The following is a 12,683-nucleotide window of genomic DNA, read 5'->3' as shown; positions in this document are numbered from 1 at the left end:
TCGCTAATAAAAACGTAGAGATGGGAGGTTTCGATGTGGTTCTCAAGGAGGAGAAACACTTGTTGATGCCAATTCCAAACCTCAAATCAATTCTCTTACTTGCATTTCCTTTATTAACATTTATTTTATTAACAATGCTTTCTTTCAACGTTGCCAGCAATCCACTCACTTGGCTTGATAAAACGTTTGTCGAAAACGCATTTTATGATGTCGCTTTACGCCATGAATACGCTCAAGGCAATAAGCCGCTCGCCAAGTGGAAACAACCTATTAAGATATGGTTCGATCACCGAGTCGGCGACGAAGAGCTTCACCAAGAACTCGCCGAATTGCACGTCCAGCACCTATCGCAAGTCACCCAACATCCGATTAAAATCGTCACACGAGAATCGGATGCAAACGTCAAATGGATATACACGCGACAAAGTAAGTGGATAGCTGAAGCCAAAACCGTACTCAAACTAAAATCTACACAGCACCTAAACAGCGCTATCTGTACTGCAGGCTATCGAACCAATTCCAATGGAGAGATTGTTTACGCAGGGATTGTTATCCCAGTGGATCAAGCGAGAGCAAGAGGAAAGCTGGTCGCATGTATTGTTGAAGAAATCACACAGGTACTTGGGTTACCCAATGACTCAGACAAAGCCTACCCTCCAATATTCAATGACCACACGCCCGAAGACTTATTATCGCCATTAGATGTAGTGCTGCTAAAGCTATTATATGAACAGGAATTAAAGGTTGGAATGACCGAAAGAGAAGCAAAGCCCATTGTTCGGAAGATATTGAAGAGATACAGCGAAGCAGGCGTTCTTCAACAAGCTTCTAAAGCAGCACAGCAGGCGCTTTTATATCAATTGATCGGTTACTAACGGAAACCAGTTAAGTGTTACTTTCTTTTTTGGAAAACGGCTTAGAAGGGAGAAATAAAACAACAGCGTTGTCCGAGAAAAGACAACGCTGGCTAGAGAATTAGCGCTTAGCCGCCTGCTTCTTCAGCTCAAAGTCGAATTCGTCAGGGAACAAGATAACCCCCTCTTCTTGCTCGTTCGGGAATACCACAACGGCAAGTTCATCGTCTTCTAGACCGTTCGTCCAGCGACTGTGCCACTTGTTCAAAGAGATAGACTCTGCTTTACACTCAGACCAATCACCCGTCGCCCACGATTCTGCGAACTCTTGGTTTGGCCATACTGGAACACAATCTTCATCTTCGGTGTTCAGCATCACACAACCGTGTTCATCGGTTAAGATCCATACTTCACGGTTTGCTACGATTTCTTTCACACAGTATTTAAGGCGTTGCTCACCCGTATACTTATTAATTTCAGCGATTTTTTTATCGTCTAGCTGTGTAGTCATCTTAATTTCCTACGTTAGTCAGTAACTTTGTTCATTTTATGCTGAGTAGCATTAACTTCAAATATTTCTATTGAGAAGAAAGTCTACTTCAAAGAAAAACGCCTGCTAAATTAGCAGGCGTTTATAATTAAGCGACTTGGTTAAACAAGCTCGCCTTGAAGCCAAGGCCAACCTTGCTTCTTACGGCTAAGTGTATTTTCCATCATCAATACACCGTCTTTCTCGAATTTAACCAGCTTATCAGCCCACTCACCTTTGTATAGAAGACGAGTTTGAGCTGTAGTGATATCTGTCAGCATTACTGCAGCGAACGCTAGACCATCTTTCTCACAACGCGCTTCAAGATCAGCTTCTAGCGCTTCGATCATACCGTCTACTTGCTCAAGAGTAGCAAGCTCAACTTGACCAACAACAACATCGCGACCGTTGAATGGGTAGCCTTTAAGGTCTTTTTCTACTAGCTGTGCAGCAGATAGGCCTTCAATGTTTGTTTTAGCGATTAGAAGTGCTTTGATGAAAGCATCAACGTCTGTTACGCCAGCGATTTCAGCAAGCTCAGCAACCGCGTCTTTGTCTTTTTGAGTACATGTTGGAGAAGCAAAACCAACGGTGTCTGAAAGAATTGCAGACATCATCAATTTAGCGATCTGTTGAGAGATAGCGTGACCTTCAATCTTGAACATGTTGAAAAGTACAGTATTTGTACAACCAACAGGCCAGATCCAAGCTTCCATAGGATTAACCGTCATCACATCACCTAGACGGTGGTGATCGACAATGCCTACGATCTCTGCTTCAGCAACATCGTCTGGTGCTTGTGCTAGATCTGAGTAGTCTACTAGCCAGATTTTCTCACCAGCAACAGAAGTACGAAGCTCTGGCTTTTCAGCACCAGCGACTTCAAGAATGTGTTGAGTTTCGCGGTTGATCTCGCCTTGGCGAATTGGTGTCGCTTCCTCGCCACGAGCTTTAAGAAGCTCCGTTGCAACTAACGCACTACAAATACTGTCACTATCAGGGTTTTTGTGACCAACAACTAAAATCATGTTTCTTCCTATTACACTAACAATTATGACTCTACCTTTAGAGCCCCTCTTTATTAGCTATACTTTACCTCATTTTTTTAGATTGGTCATGTTTCCTAGGTTTAGCCAATGGCAACAATAGATAAAAAAACAACAAATGCAATTGATAATTATTATCATTCGTATATATTTATCTGTAAGCCACTAATTTTGAGTAACATCTATGGATCGACTAATCTCTTTTTTGCCAAGCAGTAGCGCAGCGAAAACAACTCAGTTTTCACTGTCTTTTAAGCGCCTGCTTTTACCTATCTCAGTTGCAGCCTTAGTTTCGGCTCCCGCTACGCGAGAATTGACTGTCACCACGTTATCAGACGCCTTCTGGGCAGTGTCATGTTACGTTGCGTTAACCTTAGCGATTTACCACTGGTTAAGTCTATACATCAACAAAGACAACGTCTTCAATAAGCTCGTCCATCAATCTCGTTCAAACCAAGTTGTATTCGCCGCGCTAATGGGGGCATTGCCAGGCTGTGGGGGAGCGATTGTGGTCACAACACAATTTATTTCTGGCAAACTCGGATTTGGTGCGGTTGTGGCTGTGCTGGTTTCCACCATGGGTGACGCGGCCTTCCTGTTAATTGCCAGCGAGCCCAAAACAGGTTTAGCCATGATGGCGATGGGCGTAATCGTAGGTACCGCCTCAGGACGAATCATAAACTTGTTTCACGCAGACGACTTTTTACGTCCGAAACAGGCAGAGAAAAATGAAGCGGAAAACAGCGGCGCCTCACAACCTCAAGATCAAAACCCTGTTTCTAAAAAAGCGATAAACCTTCAGGGTTACCTATGGTCTGTACTTATTATTCCGGGAGCTGTTGTTGCCCTGCTTGGCTCTTTTCAAGTCGATGTAAACCAGTTGCTCACACTGCCTGAAATGTCTATGGAATGGACGGGAACGATTTTACTGATTAGCTCGATGTTTTTGTGGGGGCTTACTCGTGAAATTGAGGATTACAAATCGGCCGTAAGTGAAGATGAAAAATGTGTAGGTTCTCACCCACTACAAAAAACCGCTCAAGATACAAACTTTGTCACTGCATGGGTGGTGGTCGCTTTTCTTTTCTTCGAGTTTGGCTCTGTGCTTGCAAATGTTGACTTTGCGACGCTATTCTCAAGCTGGGGGATAATGCTCCCCCTGGCGGGTGTGCTGATGGGTTTACTGCCGGGGTGTGGTCCGCAATTGTTGGTCACTAGTCTTTACCTTTCAGGTGCACTGCCACTTTCAGCTCAGGTCGGTAATGCAATATCAAATGATGGTGACGCTTTATTCCCTGCTATCGCAATGGCACCTAAAGCGGCTCTTGTGGCCACATTATATTCAGGCATACCCGCATTAATCTGTGCATACGGTTATTGGTTTATGTTCGAGATTTAAATCTCATAGCTCGATAGGTCTCTATTAGGTCGGTACTTGGTATCGACCTTTTTGCTTTCTCATACTTTGTCATCCTAATTACCACTTACAGCCACTCTTAGCCATCAACACACTCTAGCCTTAAAGCTTAACTGTCTTTCCTCTATCAATATTCTTCCAGACGCGCTTCACAGGCGGCTAATCATAAATACTTATACGTATTGTCAAAATCAAAAAAAGCCCCTGTGAGCTTGGCTCACAGGGGCTTTAATCTAAACTTAGCAGCTTAAGTAATTTGTTTAAGATGCATCGATAGGTCCGCCAAAGGCAGTAACTGGAGGTGCCTTACCAACAAACTTCTCAAAATCCACAATACATGTGTGCGCAGAAGTAGCCTGTGCTAGCTCCGAAGATCCGATGTCTTGAGTAAGTGTGTTAGGGTCACCATAAGTACAAATTGCACCTACTTTCTCGTTTAGAGGACCATACCAAGCACCTTCTTCGATACGGATAACTCCACGTGGGTAGCTGTCAGTAAGTACGGCACCAGCAAGAAGCTGACCACGGTCATTAAAAACCCGCACCAGATCACCTTCTTTGATGCCTTTTGCTTTCGCATCAGATGGGTTGATGTATACAGGCTCACGCCCCTGTACCGCGTAACTTGCACGCCATTCCTCTGATTCACACATCTGTGAATGCAGACGCTTATCTGGGTGACAAGACTGCAACCAGAATGGATGTTTATCGGACCCAGGACCAACGTGCGAACGCTCAGATTTTTCAAACCACATTGGATGCTCTTGGCAGTGCTCATAACCATAACGCCCAATTTTGCGAGAGGTAATCTCGATAAAACCAGAAGGCGTCCCTAATGGGTTGATTTCTGGATCTTTACGGAAATCAGCATGACGAACCCAAGGTTTACCTTCACCAAAATCTAATACGCTTTGTTCCCAGAACTCATCGAATTCAGGCATTTCAAACTTGCCTTCATTCGCTTTCTTACAATCATTATAAAGACTGCGAATCCACTCCATCTCACTCATACCACGAGTGTACTCCTCGCGACGCCCGAAGCGTTGAGTAAGTTCGCTCATGATTTGAAAATCAGACTTAGAGTGGAACAATGGATCAACTAGGCGATGCATTGCAATCAGACCTTTGCTTGAATAAGATCCGTATACATCAATATCATTTCGCTCCCACTGCGTACATGCAGGAAGAACGATATCAGAGAAACGGCAAGTTGCTGTCCATGCAAAATCGATAGTGACGACAGTTTGAAGCTTTTGAAACGCTTGCTTCATACGGTTTCGATCTTGGTGATGGTGCCATGGGTTATTTCCTGAAATAACCATCATCTTGAAATCAGGAAGTTTAACTTTACTCCCGTTGTAATTGATCTCTTTGCCAGGTTCTAGCAAACAGTCGACCCATCTTGCAACCGGTATAGTGCGGCTATAGCCATTAAAGTTACTGTTATCCCATTTCGGTTTCATACCTGTATCTAGGTTTCGAGGAAAGCCACCGGGACCCGCGAAACCAGTCGAAGGTACACCAATACTTGAGTAGTGATGACCGTAAGAGATGCCACCACCAGGTAGGCCGATTTGACCAACCATTGCTGCCACTACTGCTGCTGCCCAATATGGCTGCTCACCGTGCTCTTGACGCTGGATACACCAACCCATAAGGATTTGGGTACGACCGTTCACTAGCATGCGTGCGAATTCTCGAATCTTATCCGCTTTCACACCACAGATAGACTCTGCCCATTCAGGTGTCTTAACAACTTTATCTTTCGTCTCACCTTGAACGTACTTGATGAAGTCTTCAAAGCCTAGACAGTAAGTTTCAATGAACTTTTTGTCGTAAAGATTTTCGTTGTACAGCACGTGCGCCACAGCAATCATGAAAGCGACATCTGTAAGTGGGTTGATGTACAGGTGGTCGTTCTCTAGGTAACGTTGCGTCTTATTCTTAACAGGGTCAACAGAAAGAACATTGATCTCACCTTTCGCGACTTTATCTTTTAACTGCGCTAGGTAGTTGAATGACTCATGAGTTTCGCAATTCCAACCCACTTGGAGATTTTTCACTGGGTCGTTTGCCCAAAGAACAATGTTGTCCGAGTTCTCTAGAATTTCTGACCAAGATGTACCTTGTGCATAAACTTCAGTAGAACCTAACACGTAAGGCATGATCGTTTGACCTGCACCAGTAGAGTAGTCACCTACTTTAGTGAGGAAGTTACCGTGCATACCTACAGCACGTTGCATGTGTGCTGTACAGTTGTTGAACGCACCAGTTTGGTTCCAGCCTGTTTGACCTGCGTGTAGAGCCCACGGACCGTATTCTTTCTGAACACGTTCTAACTCACGGTAGAAAAGATCTAGAGCTTCATCCCAAGTTACACGGATGAAACGGTTGTTACCGCGTGTTTCAGAGCTGTATTTATTCTGTGGATACAGAAAACCACGGGTTTACCCGTGGATGAATGCCTTTGGAGACGGTACGATGGATAAATGCAATATTACACCTCATCCCATAGTGTCTACTACACGAAGTATCACGTAGTTTGGGTAACTAAGTACCGTCGGAAAATCCTGAATCCTGGTATGTGCAGCTACCTACGGAAGGTTATGCCAAAGTTACTGCGAAGTTTACCTGGCGTTGAGATTGAGACGATAGGCTTTGATGAAGATCATCTGCATATGATGATGCTTATCCCACCGAAATACAGTATTTCAGACGTCATGGGTAAACTAAAAAGCCAATCGTCGCACCACATGCGAAAAACGTTCAGTTGGCTAAGTAAGGTTTACTGGAAAGAGAACATTGTGTGGTCGCCAGGTTACTTTGTCAGTAGCGTAGGCGTGAATGAACAAGTTATAGCGAATTACGTTAGACACCAGGGCGAAAAGGATTCTGGTCAACTCCGCATGGAGTTGTAACAGTAAGTACCCCGTGCATGCACGGGGGTATCTACGCTTCTTCAACCAGTCCAGACGAACCATAGGGTAACGAACACGTGAAGGGCTATAAATAATACCCTTTACACCATTCAGCATCTCCGTCGGGTTCTTATCTAATTCTAGTGGTTTAACCTCTTGAACTTTACCTGCGTAAACATGAGCGCGAAACGCGCCCCAGTGTGAACCAGTTACTTTCCAAGTACCGGTAGACTCAGCAGCGTTTGCAGAAGCTGAAGCCAATAAGCTTGGGCCGATAACTGACGCTGCACTAGTCGTTGCTACACCTTTCAGAAAACTTCTTCGTGTAATAGCCATTTAATTTACTCCAATCCGACGCTTATTAGTGGTGACCTTCAGCATAATCTGAAGAGTGCTTCTGTAAGTATTTTAAAATCAATGCTTCACTATCTGTGTCTAGATTCACGAACGCTAGCATACCGTCAAACATACCCGGCCAAGTATTTGCATCGAAATGATCTTCGGCAGGTTGAGTGTGGCAAACGGAACAGTTTGTTTTGTAAGCTTCTTTTGATTTTTCCCAAATAGGATTAATATCGTTGAGCATAGATTCTTTCTTAATCCATACGGTCGCAGCCACTTTTTCCCAAGGTAAACCAGTAAGATCATCAACTTTCTTTTCACCAGCGATAACAACTTTTGCGTCTGTTGATGCTTCTTTAAGCAAAGAAGCTACTGCGATGTTTTTACCGAAATCTTCCTGAATTACACGACCAAAGCCTTTCGCTTTACGCCAGCCATCGATTTCAACTTCAACGTAATCGCCTTTATCTTTTAATACTTTTACAGTCGATGCAGGGTTAAGAAGACCTGCTTCTTTTTCACCTTTGTCATCAAAGTAAATAGGCAAATGACGGACACTCACTAGTTCCTGGCCTGCGCCATAATCTGTATCAGATGTCATACCTTCAAGATCACCAACGATACCACCGATACTATCCATGCCAGCAGGTAGATGGTGGGCGATACCTTTATGACAATCAACACAACTCTGATCTTTCTCTGCTGCTTGTTTCATCTGAATTCGAGCCGTTGGAGACATCTGGTTAAAATCCATCGAGTCGTAGTTATGACAGTTTTTACACTCTAAAGACTTATTAGCCGAGAAGCGGTGCGGTCCCACTCGTGCTTGGCAAGCTCAATGCGGCGTTCTTCGAAAACACCTGGTTCACCATAGTTACCAAATACCTGTGCAAACACTTCTTTTGAAGCTTGCATTTTACGGGCAATCTTATCAGTCCAATTATGAGGTACGTGACAATCAGGGCAAGTAGCTCGAACCCCTGAGTGGTTTTTCCAGTGAACCGTTTCCTGCAGTTCAACGTATACGTTATCACGCATGGTATGACAGCTGATGCAAAATTTTCAGTGTTTGTAGCTTCTAGGGCTGTGTTGAAACCACCCCAGAAAATAACACCAGCGATAAATCCACCCATGGTAAGCACACCAAGGCTAATGTGGACTGCTGGGCGACACATAGTTCGCCACATTTTAATGATTAACGATTTCATTGTTTTACTCTCTTAAACTTTTTAAATGCTAATGAGGCTTGATAAAGGCTAAACGCCATGTGCACCAGGAGGACCAAAGAAGAAGACCTGAAGTGCCCAAACGATAAACCCGTACCCACCTACAAACGCTACACTCAATATTGGAAAGAGAACCACCGCGATAAAGAGGAATGACTTCCACTCTAGCGAGCGTTTTTCGCCCGTTTCAACTTTTTTAACATCACTCATACACTGTGCCTATTTTGTATTTAGTAATTCCGATTAGCCCGTTTGCTGAGCTAATTTACTGGGAACATTTTCTTAGCTATCTACTCACGAATATTAAACCATACACAAAGTGTGGTTCAACGAAATCCATACTTTAATTGTTGTTAATCAATACTTTTTTGAGTTCATCCAGTTTTGTTTTCAGTTAAAGAGATATATTAAAAAGTATTAACAAATGTGAAGAGTTAAGTGTGCTTCAAAAACGTTAGAGGCCAACACTTATGAAACTGTGCTGTAACCAATTTTAACGTTCTACTTACTAAGTAGTAGCTAAAAATTCCTCAAATAACCAATATTTTTGACTACAATTGCTAAGATATTGCGTAACAATTGAAGCAAAAACTGGCGTGCTGAAATGCATCATTTGGCACTTTCAGATATGATGTGTATCCAATAAAAAGGAAGCACTATGCAAGACGTTATCGACATATCTTGGTGCCAGTTAGTGCTATTTAGCTCACTTCTCATCCTTCCGATCACCATTAATCACAAACTGAAACTAGGTCTAGGCAAAGAGGCTTCTATTAGTATTGTGCGTATGGCCGTACAGCTATTTTTAGTGGGGCTTTATCTAGAATATCTATTTACTCTAAATAGCTTATGGGTCAATTTACTGTGGCTATTTGCCATGATAGCCGTCGGAGCAAGTTCCATTGTCGAAAAATCTAAGCTGCCTAGAAAGCTTCTACTTGGCCCAGTTGCTATTGGTCTTGCAGTAACGTGCGTGCCCATTGTTTTGTTTATCTGCTTCTTTATCATCAAGCCAACACCGTTGTTTAGTGCGCAATACCTTATCCCCATTGCAGGAATGCTATTAGGTAACAGCTTAAGCAGTAATATAGTGGCTCTACAGAACTTGTTCGGTGCTTTTGAAACCCAGAAGTCAGAGTACGAAGCGGCTATCGCTTTAGGCGCTTCTCCAACCTACGCAGCAGCGCCTTTTGTACGTAATGCGATACAGAAGGCAATGTCTCCTATCATGGCTTCCATGGCGACAACGGGCTTAGTGACACTTCCGGGGATGATGACAGGACAAATCCTAGGGGGAGCCTCGCCAATGATCGCGATTAAGTATCAACTGATGATCATGTTGGCTATTTTCGTGATGATGAGTAGTTCACTGGCACTCGCCCTTCACCTTTCTTTAAAAACATCTCTGACGAAAGAAGGTCGAGTCCTCGCACGAATTAAACCCACAAACTAACCTCTTCCTTCCTTTATGATCTGGTTACACACTGACTTTGAGACAGGTTATCCACAGAAACTGTGGATAACCAAAACAGTATCGATCCTTTTTTAGTCACTTTGACTCGACTAAGGATCATTTACATTGATCGTTACTTAATTTCAAAGGCCTATGCTGCCCTACTCGATCCTACTATTGAGTGTTTTGATGGTTCATTAAAAAAGAAACTAAAAGGTTTTCCACAATAAAAAACGGCCTGCAATGCAGACCGTCTTTTAAGAGTAATACTTCACATCGATACGATGACCGAATCATGGTTAATCTGGTAAATAAATCAACCAATACCACATGCCGACAAAGATACCGCCGCCAATGATGTTGCCTAAAGTCACAGGCAATAGGTTGTTCATTAAGAAACCCATCATGTTTAGGTCAATATAGTCGGCAGGGTTAGCACCTGTCATTGTCCAAAACTCAGCAGGAGCAAATGTTTTAATGCCGATAGCGAGTGGTACTTGGAACATGTTCGCAATACAGTGCTCAAAACCCGACGATACAAACATCGCTACAGGTAAAATCATAACCGCAATTTTATCCGTTAGGGTACGCCCACTGAATGTCATCCACACCGCGATACACACCAACAGATTACACATGATGCCGAGCGCAATCGCTTGAATAAAGTCGTGATGCATTTTGTGCTGAGAGATAGCCATAGCGTTGAGCCCGACTTGGCCATTGTCAAACATGTATTGTTTAGTCGCGAGCATACATACAACTAGCAATAAAGCACCAATAAGGTTGCCCACATAAACCGTCGCCCAGTTTTTAATCAAGGTCACCCAAGTGATCTTGCCGCTCGCTCTCGCCACTAACGTTAAGACAGAGCTGGTAAACAACTCGCCGCCAGTAACCACCACAAGGATCAAGCCTAAGCTAAATGCCAAACCACCGAGTACACGAGTAATGCCCCACGGTAAATCACCAGCACCTGTCGTTACGATGGTGTAAAATACGAACGCAATCCCGATATGTATGCCCGCTGAAATAGCGAGAAGAAAGGATTTTATTGGATCTTTTGTTGCTTTACCTACGCCAATATCTGCAGCGCGCTCAGCCATTTGTGGCGGTAATAATGAGTCAAATTGGTTTAGATTCATGATTTACACTTTGAAACATGTCGTTGGGGAGCGCGATAATCCTCTCTTTCATTTCTGAGTTCAAGAGCTATTTTGCGCTCAAATTACCAACAGCAACCGAAAAAGCACCAAACCTGCAATGATATTGAAAATTTATACGACTTTAGTAGTCAAAACAAAACTCTGATGAATGAAATCTTATCAACAACAAAAATAAAAGACCTTTAAATATCAACAATTTATAGTAAAAAAAGGAATAAGACACACTATCCAGCGCCTTCTATCTCAAGATTTTGATATAGATCAATAGAACGTAAAAAAGCGCCCTAAGGCGCTTTTAAGTCAATCACAAATAAAGGAAATAGTTATGCTAAACCGAAGGTTCAATCACTTGTTCTGATGATTGCTCTAAAGCGGCATCTTCAAGGTTGGACTCAACGTTAATCGGTGTCACGTCGGAGCGACTTTCGGTGGCAACTTTACCGCCTAAGCTTTTCAAACTGTCCACCAGCTCTTCCAAGCTATTTATGTGTGCATCACTCTTAGTAACCTGCTCATCCAAAAACTCGTTATGCTTGTTTGTCTCAGCAAGCTGTTGGGCTTGTTTCTGATTTTCGAGTTCTAAATCGGCAAGTTGTTTTGAAAGTGCTGCAACCTCAAATTTCAGTTGCGCGGTCATATCTAAGCTTTTTAGCGTTTTAATACTATCGACGATCTTCTGAGCTTGAAGACGCAAAACCACATCACGGTAGTCTTGATCATTCAGGATCTGAGAAATACTCAAAAACTGGTTCTCGGCATTCAATACCGATTGCTCAAATCGATCACCCTTCACATTAGCAAGCAACTTGACCTCATGCGCGACACTGCGCACGTGGTTCAATTCAAATTCAGCGGCTTTAACGGCGTCTTCGATAATTGATTTTTCGCGGGGACTCGCCTTTACCTGATTTTCCGCCAATGCGATTTGAGAACGGGCCTTAGCAAAGGTAAGCGGCACAACATCATCAAAGTCTTCATCTTCTAAGAACTCTAATTCGTTCTTTAGCGGTTCAATGTATTTCTTATGAGCGACTTTGACTTCTAATGAGCGAGCATGGTTAAGAAACTCAACCTGCGCTTCCTGAGCATCTTCAAGTTCATCAACCAATACGTATTCAAACAACTCACTGTATTCAACATAAAGCCTCTTATAGTTCGACGCGAACATCGTATCAGCACCTAAGTATTTCAGATAATCCATCTGAACGATCGAATCCGCTAATACTCTATCGGCCTTTTTCTTTAACACTAGAATCGAATCATAGTTTGACTTAACCAAAGCGATTTTTTCATCAAAAGCTTCAGCGTACGTTAGGCTCGAAAAAATTGAATAGCTTTTCGTTAGGCGAGTTTCGTCTTTCAGTAAATCGGCATAAATGCTTTCCGCATCATCCCAAGCATCTAGTAGTTCATTGTAATTTTCTGGCGCATAAAGAGACAATTGAACATGGCTTTCAAGCTTACTTTCCCATTCGAGATGAACACTTTGCACAGAATCAAATGTGCGGGCATTTGATGAAGACTCACGGCCATTAGTGCTTTGGTTCACTTCAGTCTGTTGAGAGGGAGTGCTCTGACACCCTACAATTGCAAATAGCATACTGATCATTAATGCTACTTTGTTGGATCTCACTGATGCATTTCCTTTTTTAAACAATATTTGCTCGATGCATTATATTTCTATTCTCACAATATATTACAACCACTTAGCAATAAACATCATTCATTAATGAAG

Annotated in this window: 9 protein-coding genes and 3 pseudogenes; 4 read left to right on the top strand and 8 right to left on the bottom strand. The window is 42.9% G+C overall.

The genetic code is table 11. The features are described 5' to 3' along the window. Nucleotides 1-65 precede the first annotated feature (65 nt). Entirely contained in the window at nucleotides 66-875 is an 810-nt protein-coding gene (locus ACMAZD_RS06685) for a DUF2927 domain-containing protein (RefSeq protein WP_435249337.1), read from the top strand. Nucleotides 876-975: 100 nt separating this feature from the next. Here the strand turns inward: ACMAZD_RS06685 and ACMAZD_RS06680 are convergent, their stop codons facing one another. Next, nucleotides 976-1,365, bottom strand: coding sequence for a DUF2750 domain-containing protein (locus tag ACMAZD_RS06680; RefSeq protein ID WP_004734596.1), 390 nt, complete (start codon nucleotides 1,363-1,365; stop codon nucleotides 976-978). Nucleotides 1,366-1,505: 140 nt separating this feature from the next. Further along, nucleotides 1,506-2,411, bottom strand: coding sequence for a manganese-dependent inorganic pyrophosphatase (locus ACMAZD_RS06675; protein ID WP_017104082.1), 906 nt, complete (start codon nucleotides 2,409-2,411; stop codon nucleotides 1,506-1,508). Between the two features lie 202 nt (nucleotides 2,412-2,613). Between ACMAZD_RS06675 and ACMAZD_RS06670 the strand changes: the two genes are divergently transcribed. Further along, nucleotides 2,614-3,828 carry a putative manganese transporter gene (locus ACMAZD_RS06670; protein ID WP_435249007.1) on the top strand — a complete coding sequence of 405 codons (1,215 nt, stop codon included), beginning with the start codon at nucleotides 2,614-2,616 and terminating at the stop codon, nucleotides 3,826-3,828. Nucleotides 3,829-4,106: 278 nt separating this feature from the next. On the opposite strand, the pseudogene torA reads toward ACMAZD_RS06670, so the two are convergent. After that, nucleotides 4,107-6,272 (bottom strand): annotated as a pseudogene (torA, locus tag ACMAZD_RS06665) (trimethylamine-N-oxide reductase TorA); the annotation flags it as partial. Between the two features lie 63 nt (nucleotides 6,273-6,335). Here torA and tnpA point away from each other — a divergent pair. Beyond that, entirely contained in the window at nucleotides 6,336-6,764 is a 429-nt protein-coding gene (tnpA, locus tag ACMAZD_RS06660; RefSeq protein WP_140150538.1) for an IS200/IS605 family transposase, read from the top strand. A gap of 9 nt (nucleotides 6,765-6,773) precedes the next feature. Here the strand turns inward: tnpA and ACMAZD_RS06655 are convergent. The 3 genes and pseudogenes from ACMAZD_RS06655 to torE form a co-directional block, all read right to left on the bottom strand. Then, nucleotides 6,774-7,100: pseudogene (locus ACMAZD_RS06655) on the bottom strand (twin-arginine translocation signal domain-containing protein); the annotation flags it as partial. Between the two features lie 25 nt (nucleotides 7,101-7,125). Next, nucleotides 7,126-8,314: pseudogene (torC, locus tag ACMAZD_RS06650) on the bottom strand (pentaheme c-type cytochrome TorC). Nucleotides 8,315-8,362: 48 nt separating this feature from the next. Further along, a complete protein-coding gene (gene torE / locus ACMAZD_RS06645; RefSeq protein WP_435249006.1) occupies nucleotides 8,363-8,542 on the bottom strand; it encodes a trimethylamine N-oxide reductase system protein TorE in 180 nt (59 codons plus the stop codon). 448 nt (nucleotides 8,543-8,990) lie between these two features. On the opposite strand from torE, the gene ACMAZD_RS06640 reads away from it, so the two are divergent. After that, nucleotides 8,991-9,785, top strand: coding sequence for an ABC transporter permease (locus ACMAZD_RS06640; RefSeq protein WP_435249005.1), 795 nt, complete (start codon nucleotides 8,991-8,993; stop codon nucleotides 9,783-9,785). A 299-nt stretch (nucleotides 9,786-10,084) separates the two neighbouring features. Here the strand turns inward: ACMAZD_RS06640 and focA are convergent, their stop codons facing one another. Then, the gene (gene focA, locus ACMAZD_RS06635; protein WP_435249004.1) at nucleotides 10,085-10,927 is read right to left on the bottom strand and encodes a formate transporter FocA; all 843 of its coding nucleotides are present in this window, start codon (nucleotides 10,925-10,927) and stop codon (nucleotides 10,085-10,087) included. A gap of 349 nt (nucleotides 10,928-11,276) precedes the next feature. Continuing rightward, nucleotides 11,277-12,581, bottom strand: a complete 1,305-nt coding sequence (locus tag ACMAZD_RS06630) for an ATPase (protein WP_435249003.1) — start codon at nucleotides 12,579-12,581, stop codon at nucleotides 11,277-11,279. Nucleotides 12,582-12,683 lie beyond the last annotated feature (102 nt).

The sequence above is a fragment of the Vibrio sp. nBUS_14 genome, assembly GCF_051201655.1.
Classification (GTDB): domain Bacteria; phylum Pseudomonadota; class Gammaproteobacteria; order Enterobacterales; family Vibrionaceae; genus Vibrio.
Note: the sequence above shows the minus strand (reverse complement) of the source record. Positions and strands in the feature narration are given on the sequence as shown.

Bases quoted from the DNA above. Each gene is read 5' to 3' on its own strand.
- ACMAZD_RS06640 (WP_435249005.1), top strand. From the start codon at position 8,991: ATGCAAGACGTTATCGACATATCTTGGTGCCAGTTAGTGCTATTTAGC.
- ACMAZD_RS06680 (WP_004734596.1), bottom strand. From the start codon at position 1,365: ATGACTACACAGCTAGACGATAAAAAAATCGCTGAAATTAATAAGTAT.
- tnpA (WP_140150538.1), top strand. From the start codon at position 6,336: ATGCAATATTACACCTCATCCCATAGTGTCTACTACACGAAGTATCAC.
- torE (WP_435249006.1), bottom strand. From the start codon at position 8,542: ATGAGTGATGTTAAAAAAGTTGAAACGGGCGAAAAACGCTCGCTAGAG.
- ACMAZD_RS06670 (WP_435249007.1), top strand. From the start codon at position 2,614: ATGGATCGACTAATCTCTTTTTTGCCAAGCAGTAGCGCAGCGAAAACA.
- ACMAZD_RS06675 (WP_017104082.1), bottom strand. From the start codon at position 2,411: ATGATTTTAGTTGTTGGTCACAAAAACCCTGATAGTGACAGTATTTGT.
- ACMAZD_RS06685 (WP_435249337.1), top strand. From the start codon at position 66: ATGCCAATTCCAAACCTCAAATCAATTCTCTTACTTGCATTTCCTTTA.
- focA (WP_435249004.1), bottom strand. From the start codon at position 10,927: ATGAATCTAAACCAATTTGACTCATTATTACCGCCACAAATGGCTGAG.